Annotated in this window: 12 protein-coding genes; 4 read left to right on the forward strand and 8 right to left on the reverse strand. The window is 66.3% G+C overall.

Annotated elements, in window-relative coordinates; translation table 11 throughout:
- Positions 1-40 precede the first annotated feature (40 nt).
- Entirely contained in the window at positions 41-2,794 is a 2,754-nt protein-coding gene (locus ABD742_RS20720; RefSeq protein ID WP_234752766.1) for a PEP/pyruvate-binding domain-containing protein, read from the reverse strand.
- 42 nt (positions 2,795-2,836) lie between these two features.
- Positions 2,837-3,886 (reverse strand): universal stress protein, encoded by a 1,050-nt coding sequence (locus tag ABD742_RS20725; protein ID WP_234752768.1) that lies wholly within the window; start codon positions 3,884-3,886, stop codon positions 2,837-2,839.
- Positions 3,887-3,988: 102 nt separating this feature from the next.
- On the opposite strand from ABD742_RS20725, the gene ABD742_RS20730 reads away from it, so the two are divergent.
- Positions 3,989-4,204: a hypothetical protein gene (locus ABD742_RS20730; RefSeq protein WP_234752769.1), complete on the forward strand. Its 216-nt coding sequence runs from the start codon at positions 3,989-3,991 to the stop codon at positions 4,202-4,204.
- Positions 4,205-4,285: 81 nt separating this feature from the next.
- On the forward strand, positions 4,286-5,005 hold the full coding sequence (locus ABD742_RS20735; RefSeq protein WP_234752827.1) for an NAD(P)/FAD-dependent oxidoreductase: 720 nt from the start codon (positions 4,286-4,288) through the stop codon (positions 5,003-5,005).
- Between the two features lie 20 nt (positions 5,006-5,025).
- Here ABD742_RS20735 and ABD742_RS20740 read toward each other — a convergent pair whose 3' ends face one another.
- The gene (locus ABD742_RS20740; RefSeq protein WP_234752770.1) at positions 5,026-5,673 is read right to left on the reverse strand and encodes a copper resistance CopC family protein; all 648 of its coding nucleotides are present in this window, start codon (positions 5,671-5,673) and stop codon (positions 5,026-5,028) included.
- 114 nt (positions 5,674-5,787) lie between these two features.
- On the opposite strand from ABD742_RS20740, the gene ABD742_RS20745 reads away from it, so the two are divergent.
- On the forward strand, positions 5,788-7,230 hold the full coding sequence (locus tag ABD742_RS20745) for an NCS2 family permease (RefSeq protein WP_234752772.1): 1,443 nt from the start codon (positions 5,788-5,790) through the stop codon (positions 7,228-7,230).
- Between the two features lie 74 nt (positions 7,231-7,304).
- A complete protein-coding gene (gene hutG / locus ABD742_RS20750; protein ID WP_234752773.1) occupies positions 7,305-8,270 on the forward strand; it encodes a formimidoylglutamase in 966 nt (321 codons plus the stop codon).
- Between the two features lie 79 nt (positions 8,271-8,349).
- On the opposite strand, the gene ABD742_RS20755 is transcribed toward hutG, so the two are convergent.
- From ABD742_RS20755 to ABD742_RS20775, 5 genes are read right to left on the reverse strand one after another with little or no spacing between them, the layout of a single operon-like run.
- The gene (locus ABD742_RS20755; RefSeq protein ID WP_234752775.1) at positions 8,350-10,122 is read right to left on the reverse strand and encodes a DUF5605 domain-containing protein; all 1,773 of its coding nucleotides are present in this window, start codon (positions 10,120-10,122) and stop codon (positions 8,350-8,352) included.
- 15 nt (positions 10,123-10,137) lie between these two features.
- On the reverse strand, positions 10,138-13,032 hold the full coding sequence (locus ABD742_RS20760; RefSeq protein ID WP_234752777.1) for an alpha-L-rhamnosidase: 2,895 nt from the start codon (positions 13,030-13,032) through the stop codon (positions 10,138-10,140).
- A 44-nt stretch (positions 13,033-13,076) separates the two neighbouring features.
- On the reverse strand, positions 13,077-14,606 hold the full coding sequence (locus tag ABD742_RS20765; RefSeq protein WP_234752779.1) for a glycoside hydrolase family 43 protein: 1,530 nt from the start codon (positions 14,604-14,606) through the stop codon (positions 13,077-13,079).
- Positions 14,603-17,104 (reverse strand): beta-glucosidase family protein, encoded by a 2,502-nt coding sequence (locus ABD742_RS20770; RefSeq protein ID WP_234752781.1) that lies wholly within the window; start codon positions 17,102-17,104, stop codon positions 14,603-14,605. The genes ABD742_RS20765 and ABD742_RS20770 overlap by 4 nt, the downstream gene beginning before the upstream one ends.
- A 41-nt stretch (positions 17,105-17,145) precedes the next feature.
- Positions 17,146-18,582 carry a GH1 family beta-glucosidase gene (locus tag ABD742_RS20775; protein WP_234752783.1) on the reverse strand — a complete coding sequence of 479 codons (1,437 nt, stop codon included), beginning with the start codon at positions 18,580-18,582 and terminating at the stop codon, positions 17,146-17,148.
- Positions 18,583-18,594: the final 12 nt, after the last annotated feature.

Below are 18,594 nucleotides of genomic sequence, written 5' to 3' on the forward strand. Positions count from 1 at the left end.
GTTCCGGAACGCAGCTCCCGGACCACACCCACGGTTTCGGCTAGATAGCCACCGTCCCCGCGGCGCCATCCACCGTGATCGTATGGCCTGAACTGATCCGGGACGTGGCATCCGGGACGCCCACGATTGCCGGAATCCCGTACTCACGGGCCACGACGGCGCCATGTGAGTTGGGCCCGCCCATCTCCATCACGAGTCCCCCGGCAGTCAGGAAGAGGGGCGTCCAGCCGGGATCCGTGGAGGGCGCCACCAGGATTTCTCCGGGTTCGAGATGCGCGCCCACCGGATCCATGATCACCCTGGCCACTGCCGTCACCGTTCCCGCCGAAGCCGGGGTCCCCAGCAGCATGCCGTCCGGCAGTGCGCCGCCCGACGCGGGTCGTCCATTCCCGCTGTTCAGGAAACCGGCGGGCAGGGCTTCCGGCTCGGTGCCGTCGGAGAGCAGTACGCGTGGCACGTGCCGGCGCTTGAGTTCAAGCTCGTAGGCCTCGCGCCGCTGGGCCACCAGATCGTGGAGATCCTTGCCGTCCAAGCCGTGGCGGGCGTCCTTGAAATCCAGGAAGAAGACGTCGCCGGCGTCATCGATGACTCCCGCTTCCGCCAAGGTCTCCCCCACTTCCGAAAGCCGGGCGCGGACCGCGGCGAAGCCATGCACGAGGTGGTACTTCGGAAGCTCACGGAGTCCCGCAAACATGCGTGTCCGCTCAAGGGCCATTTTCACGATCCTCGCGTGCAACGGACTCTTGGACCGCGCACGGGCCACCAGTACGGCGAGCTGTTCCTCGGCGTCGTGGGCAGCTTTTTCGAACTGTTTGTCCGGCGCCAGTCGGGGATCGTCGAGGCGAAGGTAGTTGACCAGGACTCCGATGATGTGGGTGGGGTCGTCGGACCAGCGGGGCATGCCCAGGTCGATTTCCGCGATGGCCCGGTGGCCGTAGTCGCGCAGGAACGAGGCCAACCCCGCCTGCGCGACTGCGGGCAGGCCGCCGTCGCGGTAGCTCTCCGCGAGGACCGCGGGCTCGCCGCCGGTAAAGGCCTCCGCGGAAGCGGGATCTTCGCGGATGCTTGTTGAGAGCCGCCACAGAGCAAGGTCCATTTCAGTGGTGACGTTGTTGGGCAGGCCGCGGATGATGGTTTGGAGCTCGCCCCAGGAGGCTTGTTCGCCAAGTATTTTCCGGACCAACCCGATCATCCCGAAGCCGAGCGCTACCGGTGGCAGGATATTGGGCAGTATGGGGAACAATCCCTCGCGAAGTATCCGCTCGGCCTGGTCCAGCTTTTCGCGGGGAGTGGCATCGGCGGGGACTTCATTCATGGCCTTCAGTTTCTCGCCTAGCCGTTCCACGTTTTCAAGGGCAACGTCCGGCCGAAAGAGGGCGCGCAGCAGGATCTCCGGAAGGCGGAAGCGGAGCACGATCGGGGCAACGTGCCTGAGCAGTTTGAAGGGCGTCTTGCTCGTGACGGCGAAACGAGGGTCCTCGAACAGGCCGCGCACAATGGCCGCCGAACGTGCTTCCATGACGTCGAAGATCCTGGGCACGATGGCCCGCCCGGCCTTGCTTCGGAACATCGAAGTGAGGTCAAAATAGATCCGTTGCCCCGCCTCGTAGTAGGGCGAAGGCCCGTCCCGCGGTTCGGGAACCCGGAATCCCGCCGCGTCGGCTACCGAGGACCCCATGAGCCTGATGCCCGCGAGGCCCATGGGAGTCAGGGGACGGGTGAGTCCTTGGGCGAGGCTGAAGCAAAGGTACGCGTGCGGACCGGGGACCGCGGGTTGGCGGGTCATTTGCGGGTAGAGCGTGGTGATGGGGCGGGCTTGGGTGAGCCACAGTTTGCCGTCGCCATCGATGGCCCATTCGGTGTCCTGCGGTGCTCCGTAGTGCTCCTCGACGCGCTGGCCGAGGACAGCGAGCGCCCTGATCTGGGAGTCGGCAAGGCAGGCATCCCCGGCCGCTCCGTCTTCTGCCTGCGCCGCCGCGTCGAGCCTTTCGGTTCCGCCGCCGGGAATGGAGCGAATCACCAGCTTCCGGTCGCCGATCCGTCGTTCCGTGATCCTCCCGGTGAGGGAATCCACCACAAAGTGGTCCGGATTCACCCCGCCCGAGACCACGGCCTCACCGAGCCCGGGATTGGCGTCGATGACCACCTCGCGGCGCCGCCCGGTCACCGGATTGGCGGTGAACAACACTCCTGCGGTCTCAGCATCCACCATCCGTTGGACGACGACGGCGAGCGTCACCGTGGCGTGGTCGATCCCGTTGCTTGCCCGGTAGCTGACCGCCCGGTCGGTCCACAGGGAGGCCCAGCACTTCCGGACGGCCTGCAGCACGGCGTCGGCCCCGAGGACGTTCAGGTAGGTGTCCTGCTGGCCGGCGAAACTCGCAAAGGGCAGGTCCTCGGCAGTGGCAGAGGACCTGACGGCCACCGGGACTTCCGGGCCCAGCGCGGAGTAGGCCGAGCGAACGGCGTCTTCGATGTCTGCAGGGATGCCGGCGTCGAGCACCGCTTCCCTGGCGCGGGCCGCGAGGGAAGCGAGGCCCTTAAGGTCGCCGGCTTCCACGGCCTCAAGGCCACGGAGAATGTCCGGGAGCGCCGACTCGGGGCTTCCATCGGGCTGTAGCGCGCGCCGGTAAGCCTCGGTGGTCAGGCAAAACCCGGGCGGGACTGGAAGTCCCGCCCAGATCAGTTCGCCGAGATTGGCCGCCTTGCCGCCGACCTCTGGAAGCATGGTTGCCCGGATCCGGCGCAGCTCGACGATCAAGCGCGATGCGTCCCCGGGCTGTGCGTGCTCCACCGTTGCCGTCCGCCTGCGTCCACCGGTCCTTGGGTTTGCCTGTTAGGCGGCGAGCATCGGACCGAAGTTGACGCGGTCCGCCAGCCTGGGATCCTCGCGGTCGGGAACAACCAGCATGGGCCCTTTGGCATGGTGCAGGACGCCATCCGACGTCGATCCGAGGAGCATTCCTGCGAAGCCTCCCCGCCCACGCGTGCCCAGCACCACGAGTTCGACGCTGCGGCTCACTTCCACGAGAACTTCCACGGGCGAACCATCAAGCAGTTGCGTTTCCGCTGGAAGCTTGGGGAAGTGGCTCTTGAGCCACGCCAGGCCTGCGTCGAGCTGAACCCTGATGTCCTTGAAGAGTGCCTCCCGGTCCAGTGGTGCCGGAACCCACGCCAGGGAACCGCTGTACTCGGGTACGGCGCAGATGACGCGCAGCTTGGCGCCCATGCGTTGGGCCTGCTCTGCGGCTTCCAGGACGGCAACGCGGGCCTGTTCAGAGCCGTCCACGCCGACTGCGACCACGTTCTCGATCACGCGGGAGCCAACCTTCGCGCGCTCGGCCTTGATGTGCTTGTCCTCTGTGGTTTCACCCAATCGGTCCGCGCAGAAGAGCGGGACTGTCACGGTGGGGCACTTGGAGTGCGCGGGCAGGGCACTGCTCACGGAGCCCAGGAGCCTGCCTACAAAGCCGCCGCGTCCCCGGGTGCCGAAGACCAGGAGCTCGGCCGTTTCGGACAGATCAAGCAGCACGCCGGAGGCATCTCCGTTCTCCACCGATCCATCGACGTCGATGGCGTAGCCGGAGACCTTCTCAAGGGCCTGCTTGACGATTGCCTCGGCGCCGTCCCGGATAACGGAGTCATCCACTGTTGCGTAGCCGCCGTCCAGGCCGGAAGCCGCGAAGATGGGCACGGAGTAGGCCGTGACTACATGCAGGGGAAGCTGCCTGCGTTCAGCCTCGCGGGCGGCCCAAATGAGGGCGCATTGGCCGTGTTCGCTGCCGTCAACGCCAACCACAATTCCGCCCGGGGCAATGGATGGTTCCTCTGCGTTGCCTTCGGTCTCTGGTCGATGGCTCTCAGAGTGTTTGCCGTGCTGGTCCATGGGGCCTGCCTCCTCGCACTGCTGGCTGATGTTGCGGCTATTCTGCCAGAGGCCGCGCCCACAACGTGTTTCTCGCTTGACTGCCGTGAGTTGCGGTCTCCAATGCTCACTATTCTCGTTTGCAAGGGCCGAATCAAGCCGGAAGAAGCGTATGTGGAAACCCGCCGGAGGGCGTGGAAATCTGCCGAATCGGGGCGCGAAAAACGCATCGGCGGACATGCCGGTCCCGGGGCTATCCACCACGCGATTTCTTCTGTAATGTTCGAGGCACTGGTGACCGGGGATCGTGTTTTTCAACACATCAACGGCCATCATTAGCGACCGCTTTGGGGACTCGGACGCCACCCCGGTGTTGCCTTCGGCAACGCACCTTCAAAGAGGAGCCAAGCTGTGTCAACCATGCCTGCTGCGAGTACGGAACGCACCACCACCGTGGTCATCGGTGCCGGCATGCCCGGCCTGGCCGTGGCCAGCGAACTCAGCCGGTACGGCGTAGACGCGATCGTGGTGGACGGAATGTATGTCCCCGCCCCTTTGCAGCCGCTCAATACCGGCATCCTGCAGCGCTGTGACGCCGCGGACGCCGCGTGCCTCCAGGAGCGCAGCGAAATCCTGCGGCACCTGCGCAATTACGCAGCCAGTCACGGCCTCGATGTGCGAAGCACCACACGGGCCGTCCGCCTTGATCGCCTGGACGAAGCTGCCGTGGGGACCGTGATTTCCGGATCGGTGGTTTCCGGCTCCGAGCTTTCCAACCCAGTCGGACCAGATCTGGCAGCGCCCGGCGTGGCATCCTCGGGGGTGGCCTCGTACCAGTGGGCCGTGCACACCGCCAACGGAGTTCTCTTGGCCGACCACGTCGTTGTCACCCGCTGTGGACAGAGCCAGTTGCGGCGGATGCTTGCCGAGCTCGGCATCGCAATCGGCCAGAACCTCGTCGCAGCCATGCGCGCGATTGGAATGTACCTGGTTGGCGTCGGCGAACTTGCCACGCCCACCCCGAAGGAAGTCCTGCGCCAAGCCAAGGTGGTGGGCCAGGCGATTTCCGCCAAGGTCTACCCGGACAGCGTCCATGGTGCCCTCACCGGCACCTTTGCAGCAGTTCCTGCCTCGGCCTAGAACCAGTTTGGACGGACTTCCTACGAGTCCTCGGGGTCCTCGTCATCCCCGGAATCGTCAGAATCGCCGGAATCCCCGACTGCCAGCCTGCGTCGTGCGGTGACACCCAGGAAGACCAGCAGGCCCGCAGCCACCACCGCGAAGACCACAATGCTCCAGGGGAACGGCTGGGATGCATCGGGCACTTTTTCCGGCGTCGCGGTCGAACCCGGCGCGGCGGTGCCGGCGGTGGGTACCTCCACGGAAGGTGCGGTGCCCGCGGAGCCGCTGCCCGCCGTCGTACTTCCTGCTTTCGCGGTGAACGTGAAGGTGCCTTCGATGGGGTGCGAATCCGAACTGACAACTCGCCAGATGACAGTGAAGGCGCCGGCAGGTGCGCCAGGCCGCAGTTTCTGCGACACCACGGCGTCCACAATCTCGACGGAACCATCTGCCCAGTTCTGGCCTGAGGCGTCGTTCACCCGGATCTGTGAGCCGAGCAGAAGCGGCCGGTTGTTGAACGTGATGGACACGGAGTCCGGGACGCTGGCAACGGTTGAGCCGTTGGCCGGTGACGTTGACTCGGCGACGTCGTGCGCGAAGGCGGGTGCCGCTGAGAACAGGGCGGCAGAGAAAAGAACCGCTGTGAAAGCGACGACGACGGCCAGCAGCTGGCGGATAGGGCGCATGAGCGAATGACTCCCTTGGTGTTGGATTCCTTACAGACTAGGCGAATTCGCGGGAGGGCCTAAGCCGCGGGCATAGGATTTGAGAGCACACTTCCCCGATCCCCGGAGACTTCCATGCTCAAGCAGGGCTCAGCCATCGACCGCTACTTCAAGATTTCGGAACGCGGATCCAACTACTCGCGAGAAATCCGAGGCGGCTTCGCGACCTTCTTTGCGATGAGCTACATCGTGGTCCTCAATCCATTGATCCTTTCCGGGGCGGACTCGAGTGGCGCTTCCCTTGGCTTCGCCGCCGTCGCCGCCACCACGGCCTTCGTAGCCGGCATCCTGACCATCCTCATGGGAGCCTGGGCCAAGCACCCCTTCGCAGTGGCTACCGGGCTGGGCGTCAACGCCTTCGTGGCAGTCACGATTGCGTCGCACCCCGGCCTGACGTGGCCGGACATGATGGGCCTGGTGATGCTCTCGGGCCTGACCATGCTGATCCTGGTGCTCACGGGTTTCCGGACCGCGGTTTTCAAAGCCGTACCTGAGGCACTGAAGACAGCGATCGTGGTGGGCATCGGCCTTTTCATCGCGCTGATCGGCCTGGTCAACGCCGGCTTCGTACGCCGCATCCCGGACGCCGCCGGCACCACGGTCCCGCTGGGCCTGGGCGTCGACGGGAAGCTGCTTGGCTGGCCCACCCTGGTGTTCGTTGTAGGCCTGGTCCTGACCATCGCCTTGGTGGTCCGCAAAGTACGTGGCGCCATCCTGATCGGCATCGTCGTCTCCACGGCCCTCGCGGCCATCCTTGAATTCACCCTGCACATCGGCCCGAGTTTCGACGGCAAGACCTACAATCCCCGTGGCTGGTCCCTCGTTGCGCCCAAGTTCACCGAGTGGGCCGCACCGGACTTGTCCCTCATCGGCAAGGCGAACCCCCTCGGCGCGTTCCAGCACCTTGGCATCATCGCCGCCACGCTGTTGGCATTCGTGATCCTGCTCAGCATCTTCTTCGACGCCATGGGCACCATGGTGGGCCTGGCCAGGGAAGCAGGAAACATCGACAAGCACGGAAACATCCCCAACGTGGACCGCGTCCTGCAAGTGGACGCGCTCGGTGCGATCATCGGTGGCGGCTCGTCCGTGTCCTCCAACCAGATCTTCGTGGAATCCGGCGCCGGCATCGGCGAAGGCGCCCGCACCGGCCTCGCGTCGATCGTGACCGGCCTGCTGTTCCTGGTAGCCATGTTCTTCACCCCGCTCATCAACCTGGTCCCGTTCGAAGCCGTCGCCCCCGCCCTGGTGGTGGTGGGTTTCATGATGGTGTCCCAGGTGGGCAAGATCCACTGGCAGGACTGGGGTGTCGGCATTCCCGCATTCCTGACCTTGTCCCTCATGCCGTTCACCTACTCGATCGCCAACGGCCTGGGCGCCGGGTTCATTTCCTTCGCACTCATCCGCACCTTCCAGGGCCGGGCCCGCGAAGTCCATCCGCTCATGTGGGCCGTGGCCGCAGCATTCCTGCTGTTCTTCGGGATCGGTCCCGTCGAGGAAATCCTGGGCGTGAAGTAGGCCTTTCCGGAATACCGGACACCCTCCGCCTGCGAGCGGTGTTTTTCGCTGCCGTCATGCGCTGAGCTTGAATCATGGAGATTTCCCCCGCTGTTGCCGATGTCCGCCCGACGCCGTGGACCGGCCGCTTCGACGGCGACGGCGACGAGCACCGCCGCTGGTGGCAGGCAGTGGCGCCCCATTCTCCCGAGGTAGCCGCCCCCGGCGGGACGGAAGCGGGCTCACGGCCCGCCGTCGTCGTTGGCTTCCGCAGTGATGAAGGCGTGCGGCGCAACAAGGGCCGTATTGGCGCGGCGGCCTCGCCGGAGGCTATCCGCAAAGCTTTGGGCCCGATGGCTTTCCATCTGGACCGCGACGTGTTCGACGCCGGGGACGTCGTTGTGGAGGACGGCTCGCTGGAGGCGGGGCAGGATCGCGCGGGCCGCGTGATTTCGGACTTGCTCGACGCCGGCAAACTCACGGTGCTGCTCGGCGGCGGCCATGAAACTGCTTTCGCCAGCTACCTGGGCGTGGCTGGCTCGGAGGCTGTGGCAAGCGGCAAGCGCCTCGGCGTCCTGAACCTGGACGCGCACTTCGACCTTCGGGACGAGCCGGTGCCGAGTTCGGGCACGCCGTTCCTGCAGATGGCTCGAGCGGAAGCCGCCGAGGGCCGCGAACTGAACTACGCCGTCGTCGGAATTTCCGAGCCCAACAACACGCGTACCCTGTTCGACACGGCGGACCGCCTCGGCGTGAAGTACCTGCTGGATGAGGACTGCTCCCCGGAGGCCGTGCAGGAGTTCGTGGCACGGTTCCTGGACACCGTGGACGTGCTCTACCTGACGATTGACCTGGACGTGCTGCCGGCGTCGGTTGCTCCCGGCGTGAGTGCTCCCGCGGCGTATGGTGTGCCGATGCCCGTCATCAGCGCGGTGTGCAAGCAACTTGCCGCGAGCGGAAAGCTCCTGCACCTGGACGTTGCCGAGCTCAACCCCGAGTTCGATATCGACTCGCGGACCGCCAAGGTGGCCGCGCGCTTGGTGAACACGCTGCTGGGGTAGCCGTTCCCCAACCCAACTGACTCGCATTTGTTGTCGTTCTGAGCCCCCAAAACGACAACAAATGCGAGTCAGTTGGGCCTCAGGCGACGGCGCGGAGCCTCACGGCGATGAACTGACGGCCGGGGAGTTCCAGGCGGAAGCGTCCTTCCACTGCGTCCGGCAAGGTTTCAACGCTCATGTTCCAGGTGTCGATGATGTCCACCTCGTAGCGGCGGCCGGCAGGCATCACAAAGTTCCGGTAGGTGGGCTGGTTGAAACCGAAATAGCTGAGCTCGTACTCGTGCCGGATGCCGGCGGTCGGGACGTCCCAGGCGCTGGGCAGCGGCTCGAGGAACCCTCCGGGGGTTTCCTCGAGGATGCGGCGCAGGAAGGCGACCCGGTCCGGGCTGCTGCCATGGAATTCCCCGCCCTTGGCCCACCACAGCACGTCGTCGGAATGCATGTAGGTTTCGCCGTGGCCTACGTAGCCGCCCCGGACGGCCCCTTCCCAGAATCGCCGGGTCATTTCTTCCCCGGTGATGTTTCCCCAGCCCTGGTCGATGTTGCCCTCGTAGGCGCACTCGTCGATGACCACCGGTTTCTGCCAGCGGTCCCGCCATTCCCCTGTGAATTCTGCCGTCTTGTGCACGTCCTGGCGCTGGATGCTGCTGTGCGTGATCCACGGCCGGGAGTAGTCGTAGAACGCATGGCAATTGTGGATAGACAACAGGTGACCGTTGGGATCATTGGCCTGGACGATGCCCGCGAAGCGCTCCCAGTCTTCCGTAGTCTTGCGGAACAACAGATCGTACTCGTTGGCCAGGGACCACCAGATGTTCCGGTGCGAAGCCAGCCGGGCCACCACGTACTTCAGGTAGCGGTCATCCTGGCCCGGACTCATGGTGGAAAAGCCCCAGCGGTCATAGGCATGGAACAGGATCAGGTCCGCCTCGATGCCGAGCTCCTCCAGCTGCCCGATCCGGTGTTCCAGATGACGATAAAACTCCGGGTTGGGCCGCTCATAGTCGAACCCGCCAGCGAGGGATCCTTCGAACGGGTACAACTCCGGCTCGTTCTCATTGAACAAGTAGGACTTCGGGAAAACGCACATGCGCATCTTGTTGAACGGCCCGGCCGCGAGCGTGTCCAGGGTCTGCTTCTCCAACGCATCCCCCTGATGCGTCCACGCATAGGACGTCGTACCGATAGGCAGGTACGGGGCCCCATTCCCGTAGGCGAAGTGGAAAGTCTCGGCCACCCGGACAACCCCCTTCGCCCCGGCAACCGCTTCCCCGGCCGTGAACGCGCCGGCGACGCCGTCCAGCGAGCGCGCGCTGCTGGTAGTGGTGAACGTCCACTCCCCCGCCTCCGGCACCAGCAACCGCACGCGGTACACGCCGCCGCCGTCGTAGAAACCCGGCACACTGAGCGTGCCGCCGGACGGAGACGTGAACACGGCCCGGACTTCGACGTCGGTGAACGGGTTGCCGTGCGACGGGCCGGCGACGGTGAGCTCGAACCGCTCCCGGGCGGCCGCCGTCGTCGGGTATACGGCAACCGCACTGCCGCGCACGACAGAGCCAGGCTCATAGTCCCCGGACGGGTCGGGAAGATCAGCCGCCGCCTCAGCCGCGCGCTGGGCCAGAAGATCCTCGGGTTCCAACTCGCCGAGGAGGCGCAGGATTTCCGCGGTTTCCTTGGGCTTCCCCTGTAGGGCCTCTTCGGTCCCCAGGATGGTGCCCACCTCGTGGAAGTAGAGCGTGTGCAGCGCCGGGCTGTTAACAAGGGTAGGGACGCGCTCGCTCAGGATGCGGTTGCCTTCGGCGTGCCGCATCACGAAGTACAGGGGGCTTTCAGCGGTGAACGTGGTCATCTTTGCCTTCTCGTTTCAGGGTTTCGTGGACGGGACAGCAGCGCGTGTGCCGTTCAGGGCCGACAATGCGGAGCCGATGTCTTCCTTGATAGGCGCTGGAGTGAAGATCAGCCCCTGATTCAGTGATGTCTGGCGGTACCAGACCGTGTCCTTGCGGAATTGGGCGGCCGCGGCCGGATCATGCGCCTCGATGGCCTGCCAGGCTGCCGCGTAGGCCTCGGGATCGTCCATGATGGCGGACAGCGGCGAGTCCAGGGACACGGCACCGGGAGCCGAGGCAGGCCCGGCGTCGGGCACGGTCCAGGCATGCCGACCGGATCCCACCTCGAACTCTTCCGAACCGTCCGGCAAAGAAACGACGGCGGTGGTCCCCGGAGGCACGACTGCTTCCACACGGATCCGCTCGCCGGAGCGCTTCCACGCCGCACTGGCCAGCCCGTAAGGCGTCTCGTGTGAGGTGCTGGCGTGCTGCAGGCTACGGAGCGGACGCGGGGCGATGTGCTGTTTCCGATAACCGGGCGCCGCCGGGGCCAAGCCCGCAACCGTCCGGTGCATCCAGTCGGCGATGGCGCCGAGCGCGTAGTGGTTGAAGGAGGTCATTTCGCCCGGGTTGATGCTGCCGTCCTCCAGAATGGAGTCCCAGCGTTCCCAGATGGTGGTGGCGCCCTGGGTGACCGGGTAAAGCCAGGACGGGCATTCGGTCTGGGTGAGCAAGCGCTCGGCAGCATCCATGTGTCCGGTGATTGTCAGGGCGTCCGCGATGAGCGGCGTGCCGACGAACCCGGTGGCGATCCTGTAGCCGCCCAGCCGCGCGAGCTCCGCGAGCCGGTCGCCAAGTGCCTGGCGCTGGACGGGATCAGTGCAGATCCCGAACATGAGTGCCAGCGAGTAGGCTGTCTGGGCATCGGAGACCATGCGGCCGGAGGGCGTGACGTACTCGGAGAGGAACGCGCTGCGCACGTCTTCGGCGAGGGTTGAGTATTTGCCGTGGTCGTCGTCGGCGCCCAGCACGGCCGCGGCCTTGGCCGCGAGGTCGAGGGAACGGAAAAGGTAGGCGCTGGCCACGATGTCGCCGTGCGTGCGGGCGGCGCCGGGCTTGTCCGGCGGGGCTGCCGGGTCCAACCAGTCGCCCAACTGCATCTGGCCCTGCCACAACCCCGAACTGTCCCGGACGCGGAGCAACGCATCGGCCCAATCGCACATGCTTTGGTACTGCCTTCCCAGCAGTCCACGGTCACCGAAGCGTTCATAGAGCACCCACGGAACCACGGTGGCGGCGTCGCCCCAGGCGGCTACCGGCGATTCCAGCATGCCGAGCACCGCCGGAACCACAATAGGCACCACGCCGTTGCGGTGGCTTTGCTCGATGGCGAGATCCTGCAGCCAGGAACTGAGGAACCCCAAGGAGTCGTACAGGTAGCTGGCCGTGGGGCTGAATACCTGGATGTCTCCGGTCCAGCCAAGCCGCTCGTCCCGCTGCGGGCAGTCGGTGGGCAGCGCCAGGAAGTTGCCACGCATTCCCCACAGGGCGTTCTCGTGCAGCCGGTTCAACATCGGGTCCGAACACTCGAACCAGCCGGTGCGGCGCATGTCGTTGTGGATGACGACGGCGGTGATCGCCGCCGGGTCCAGCTCGCCTGGCCAATTGTCTACTTGGGCGTAGCGGAACCCATGGAACGTGAAGCGGGGCTCCCATTCCTCTTCCCCGCCGCCAGCGAGCGTGTAGCTGTCAGTGGCGGAGGCCAGGCGAAGCGGACGAAGGGACAGTTCACCACCCTCCAGGACCTCAGCGTGGCGGAGCGTGATCCGATGTCCTGCATCGCCGCTGACCCGGATCCGCAGGCGTCCCACGAGGTTCTGGCCGAAGTCCAGGACGGTGGCACCGGAGGGCGTGGTCAGGACTTCCCTGACTGGCATCTCTTCGATCCGACGGACCGGAGGCGCTACGGCGGGAGTTGCTTCCGCCCACAACTTGAAGTCCACTGGTCCGGAGTCCACGGAAGCGGGAAGCCAGCGTGAATCGTCGAAGCCCTGCGATGACCAGCCGACCTCGAGGCGCCGCGCATCGAAGGCTTCCCCCGCGTAGATGCCGCTGGAAACTATCGGGCCTGCCGTGGTGGCCCGCCACTTCGGGCCGCTGGCCACGGTTTGACGTGTGCCGTCGGCGTATTCGAGATGCAGTTCAACTTTGACGGCCAGCTGCACGCCGTAGAACGGTTTAGCGAAGCCGTGGAAGCCGTACTTTTCCGTGTACCAGCCTCCTGCGAGCCACACACCAACGGCGTTGGCCCCCGCTCGGAGGAGCGAGGTGACGTCGGTGGTTTCGTGGTTGAGACGGTCCGCATAGGCGGTCCAACCCGGTTTCAGCACCTGGTCATCCACTTCCGAGCCGTTGATTTCGGCCTGGTAGACACCGTGTGCAGTGGCGAACAGGGTACCCCTGGTCAAGCCCGGGCCCACCGTGAATTCGTGGCGCAGCTGTCCCGGCTGCCCCAGCGGGATTTCCTCTCCGGCGACGGCGGGCAGGCCGATGGCCTCGGCTTGCCATGGCCCTCCAAGGTAACCGCCCGCCAGGGTGAGAGGCTCGCTCCAAGCGGTGGTGCCGCCGTCGTTCCCCGAGACCCGCACCTCGACCGCGACCTGTTCCCCGGCGGCGATGGCCGCAAAAGGCCAGTCCACCAGCACCGATTCAGGGCCTTCGTACACTGCCGACTCGACAGTCCCTTCACGGTTCAGCCGCAGTTCGGCACGAATCTGCTGCCAATCCATGCTGTCAGTGGCGACGACCCAACTGAGCCGCGGCCGCGGATTGGCAACGAAGGCGGTGTCGGTCCGGTACTCAGCGCTGAACCGGCTGACAGAAGTCTGGCGGAGACCTGCTGGCTGAGGTGCCAAGGAGGTTGATGTCACGGAGGGCCTTTCGGAATACGGTGGGTGGGCGGGCGCTGTAGTTCCTACTGTGGTTCGCGGCCTTCACTACGGAACCAGTCGAAAGTGACCGTGCCGCTGCTCGCGAAGACGCCGGCCACCCGTCCCGTAAAGGAGGCCGCGGTTTCCGCCGAGAGGTAGCGGCCGTCCAGTTCGGCCAAGGTGACCAGTTCGCCGTCGACGACCGCCTGGAGGGCGATGGTGTCCGAGCTCAGGTGCCCGAAGCCCACGCCCGAATCCGGCTGGCGGGTTTCGATGCGAAGTTCCAGCGGCCCCGGAGGAACCTGTCGCGTCCAGCATTGTTCGATCGAGGAAATCCGGGCCCTTGCCATGAGGGTGGTCCCCTTCAGTTCGATGGAGTAGTGGTGCGCCTCGTCATAACGGACGGCGAGTCCACCGGCGTTCCCCGTCCCGGCATGGGTGCCAAGTTCCTCAGGAGATCCGGTGTCCACCAGCGCGGAGATGGTCTCCACCTGGTAGCGCTGGCGGCGCCCCAGGAAGGAAGGCCGGGAATCGTCCAGGCCGGTGCCGTCGCTGACCAGGGTGAGCCGCCCGGGGTTCTTTTCGGCGGAGGCGAACGTGCCGGGGAATCGCCGCACGGCGATCCAGCCGCCGTCGAGCTCGGCGTCCGCAAAGTTGTCCTCGAACTCGCCGCCGCCGGTGCGCGGGTGGAGGATGACCGGTTCGACGACGGGCCAGCCGTCCTCCCACGTGACCGGAGTGATGAAGGTTTCCCTGCCCAAGGCGGAGAAGGCCCGGGTCATGCCCTTGGGACGCATGCCCAACAGCACCATGGCCCAGCCGCCGTCGGGCGTCTGCACGAGGTCGCCGTGGCCGGTGTTCTGGATGGGGCGCTCGGTGCTTCGGGCACTCAGGATGGGGTTGGCGGGGTTGCCCTCGAACGGACCGGCCGGCGACGTTCCGCGGGCAATGCTGACGCTATGTCCGCGCTCAGTGCCGCCCTCGGCGATCATGAGGTACCAGTAGCCGTCATGGCGGTAAAGGTGCGGTGCTTCGGGGAACATCAGGCCGGTGCCGGACCACACGCTGCGGGGTTCCTCAAGAGCCCTGCCTGCTTCAAGATCCACGCGGACCTGAAGGATGCCGCCGTGCTCGCCGATGTTCCCGGTGACCGTGTCGAGTCCTGAATACGTCATGTAGGCGGTGCCGTCCTCGTCCCAGGCTAGATCCTGGTCGATCCCGATGGCGCCCTCGATGACGAGTCCGTCGCTCCACGGGCCGGCAGGATCCTTGGCAGTGAACACCAGGGTCCCCCGCGCCATGGCGTCGGTGACAGCGACGTAGAACAGGCCGTCGTGGAAACGGATGGTGGGTGCCCAAGCGCCGCCAAGGGTGGGCACGTCCCTTGAGTCGAGCTGCCCTTCCCGGTCCACCACATGGCCGATCCGGTCCCAGTTGACCAGGTCGGTGCTGTGGTAGATCGGAATGCCGGGGAGGTAATCGAACGTGGAGGTCGCCAGGTAGTAGCCCTCGCCGACCTTGACGATGCTGGGATCAGGGTTGAAGCCCGGAATCAGTGGGTTAGGGAAGTTCATGCAGCGCCTCCAAGGGTTGCGTCGGTCAGGGTTAGAGCGGTTTCGAGCGGAAGCTCGCTGACTGAGGTGCCGATGCGCAGGCGGTAGTCACCGGGTTCGTAGGTCCAGCCGTTGTCCCAGTAGGCCAGCAGCCGGGTGGGCACATTCAGGGTTGCGGTGAGGGTCTCGCCGGGTTCGGCCCACACGGGGGCGGAGGCGACGAGCCAGCGCACGGGGCGGTCCACGGCGGAGCCGGGCCGTTCGGCGTAAACCTGCACCACCTGCTTGCCGGCGCGGGTGCCGGTGTTGCTCAGGGTCACCGTGAGGGACACGACGGCGCCGGGCAACGCGGTGCCGGGGCCCTCGGCTGTGTCGAGGGTCCAGTGGGTGTAGCCGAGTCCGTGCCCGAACTCGTAGGCCGGCGCCGCTCCAGCCTTGAGCCAGGCGCGGTAGCCGATGTGGATCCCCTCGGTATAGGCGAGTTCCCCGTCCGCGTCAGGGGTGGTGTTGATGACCGGCACGTCCTCCTGGGTCGCGGGCCAGGTGGTCGGGAGCCGGCCGCCGGGTTCGGCGGCGCCAACCAGGATCTCGGCGAGGGCGGTGCCGAATTCCTGCCCGCCGAAGTACCCGATCAGGGTCGCGGCCACCTCGTCCCGCCAAGGCAGCAGCACCGGGGACCCGGAGTTCACCACCACCACGGTGCGCGGGTTGGCCGCGGCGACGGCGTGGACCAGGCGGTCCTGCAGGCCCGGCAGCTCCAGTGTGGTGCGGTCGTAGCCTTCGGATTCCACCCGGGAGTTCGTGCCGACCACGACGACGGCGACCTCCGCCGCTTTCGCCGCGGCGACGGCGTCGTTGATCAGGGCCTCGGGGTCGGTGTCATCCGCTTCGAGCCCGATGGTCACGGCCAGGGCATTGCCCAGGGCGCCGGTGCGCCCGGCGAGGTCCAGTTCCACCGTCACTTCCAGCGGAACACCGGCCCTCGCCGCGACCGGGACGGAGGCGGAGGGCGGGGCAAGGAACGCAGCGCCCAGATCCGTGCCCGTGGCCTCGATGGACGCCTCGCGCAGGAGCTGCCCGTCCACGAAGATCCGCCCGTGCCCCACGGTGGAGAAGCCCAGGCGGATGGTGCCGGTCTCCCCGGGAGTGTAGATCGTGTGGAACTGGACCATGGAGGACTCCGCGATCGGGGCGTCCCCGCCGAACCAGACCAGCGCGGTGGAGCGGCGGTCCTCCGCGAAGAGTTCGGTGCCGGTGGAGGCAAAGAAGCGCACCCGCAGCCCCGGCCCGCCCGTGACCGGGTTCCTCAGCTGTTCCAGGGGCAGTTCGGCGATGCCTTCCTGCACCACCGCGCCCACGTTGTAGGAGACGTTCTCCGGGCCGAACGCGGCACGGATCCCGTCCAGCGGGGTGACGATCTTTTCCGGGACCACAGTCGCGGACCCGCCGCCCTGGGTCCTGGCATGGCGGGCATTGTGCCCGATGACCGCCACACTGGTGACGGAGGCAGGAGCCAGCGGCAGCACGCCGTCATTCCTCACCATCACCGTGCCAGCCACGGACGCCTCCCTCGCGAACGCGACCGGATCCTCCCGCTCCGCCGGCACTCCGTCGACCTGTTCAGGGGCCACCGGCTCGAAGCCCTCCAGGGCGCCCACCCGGGCGGCGAGCTGCAGGATCCGCAGCACCTTCCGGTCAACCGCAGCCTCCGGAACCGTGCCGCACTTCACCGCCAGCACGAGCGCGGAACCCCACGGACCGTCCGGACCCGGCATCACCAGATCCTGGGAATGCTTCGCGCTCTCCACGCTGCGCACCGCGGTCCAGTCACTGATCACCACGCCATCGAAACCCCACTCGGTGTTCAGCGGGGATTCCAGGAGCTCGTTCTCCGTGGCCGTGGCGCCGTTGACCGAGTTGTACGCGCTCATCACCAGCCACGCCTTCGAGTCCACGATCGCCTTCTCGAACGCCAGCAGATACAGCTCCCGCAGGGGGCGCTCGTCGACGAGAACGTCCACGGTGAACCGGTCCGTCTCCGAATCATTGGCCACGTAATGCTTGGGGGTCGCACCGACGCCGTTGCGCTGCACCCCGGCGACATACGCCGCTGCGAGCTCAGCGGTCAGGACAGGGTCCTCGCTGAACGCCTCGAAATGCCGGCCACCCAGCGGGGAACGGTGCAGGTTGATCGTCGGACCGAGGACGACGTCGACTCCCTTGCGGCGCGCCTCCACCGCCGACGCCGCCCCCAGACGGTCAGCCATCGCAGGATCCCAGGAAGAACTGATTGCCGTGGCCGAGGGGAAGTTCATCGACGGCTGCCGCTCATCCCACACCTCGCCGCGCACACCGGTGGGCCCGTCCGAGAACAACATCCGGCGGAGCCCGATCTTCTCCACCGGCCACGTCGTCCAGAAATCCCGGCCCGTCAACAACCGCACCTTCTCCTCCAGGCTCAACAGAGCAAGAAGGGACTCGAGGCGCTGGTCGATGGTCTGGTCGGTGATGGTTTCCATGGTGGCTTTCTTGTCTGTACTAGCTGATGAAGTGTCGATGCTCATGCGGTGGCGTCCGCGGTGACCGCGGCCCCGGCGGCTTCGCGTTGGGCGGCAATGATGTCCCGGTACCAGTACGCGCTCCACTTGGGGATCCGGGCCTGGGTGCCGTAGTCCACGTAGACCAAGCCGAAGCGCTTGTCGTAGCCTTCGGCCCATTCGAAGTTGTCCATGAAGGACCACGCGAAGTAGCCGCGGACGTCGACGCCGTCGGCGATCGCCTCGCCCACTGCGGAAATGTAACCTCGCAGGTAGTCGATGCGTTCGGGGTCGCGGACCTCGCCGTTCGGATCCACGTAGTCGTGGAACGTCACACCGTTTTCCGTGACGTAGAGCGGAAGGGAGGTGTACTCTGCGGCTACCCGCTTGAGTACCGCCTTGAGTGCCCCGGGCGTATTGGACCAACCGAACGACGACGGCGCAGGCTGCACGTGCGTCCAGCTCGCCCCTCCCGGGGCTGATTCGTCCGCGGAAACCAGCATGTTGGTGTAGTGGTTGATGCCGGCAAAGTCACCGGGCGCGGAGATGATGGCCAGGTCGCCGGGCTGGACCAGATCTTCCGGTCCGGCACCCTCGCCCATGGCGGTCAATCCGTACTGGCCATAGACCGCAATGGTGGACTCGGCGTAGCGGCCTCGGTAGACAGGGTCCAGGAAGATCCGGTTGCTGATGGCGTCCCAGTATTCCGTGGCTTTGCGATCGGCGTCGGAGTCGCTGGCCGGGTTCAGATTGCCGATGATGTTGGTGATGCCCATCTTGGCCTCGGGGCGGCGGGCACGGAATTCGGCCAGCGCCAGGCCGTGGGCCACGAGCAAGTGATGGGCTGCACGCACAGCAAGGCGATCGTCCTTGAAGCCCGGGGCCTGCATGCCCCAGGAGTGGCCAAGGAAGGCCACGCACATCGGTTCGTTGATGGTAATCCAGTGCTCGGCAAGGTCACCCAGGGCCTCGGCCACGAGTCCGGAGTACTCCCCGAAACGGTAGGCAGTGTGCCGGGCCGGCCAGCCGCCGTCGTCCTGCAGCGCTTGCGGCAGGTCCCAGTGGTAGAGCGTCACGTACGGAGTGATGCCGCGGGCGGCGCAGCCCTCCAGCAGCTCACGGTAGAAGCGCACGCCTTCCGGGTTGAGCGGACCAACGCCGGTGGGCTGCAGCCGGGACCAGGACAAGGACAGCCGGTAGGACGGGATGCCCAGCTCAGCCATGAGGTCAAGATCCTCTTCCCATCGGTGGAAGTGGTCGCAGGCGATGTCCCCGTTGTCGCCGTGGATGGTAGTGCCCGCCTGGTGCGAGAAGGTGTCCCAGATGCTCTGGCCGCGGCCGCCCTCGTTGACGGCACCTTCGATCTGGTACGCCGCGGTGGCCACGCCCCAGGCAAAGTCGGCGGGAAACATGGCGGCTGGGGAGAGCTCCGGGCCCGCGGACAGTGGCGGCTGCGTCATGGGCTAGCCTTT

Origin of the sequence: Arthrobacter ramosus (assembly GCF_039535095.1) — a bacterium.
Taxonomy (GTDB): Bacteria; Actinomycetota; Actinomycetes; order Actinomycetales; family Micrococcaceae; genus Arthrobacter; species Arthrobacter ramosus.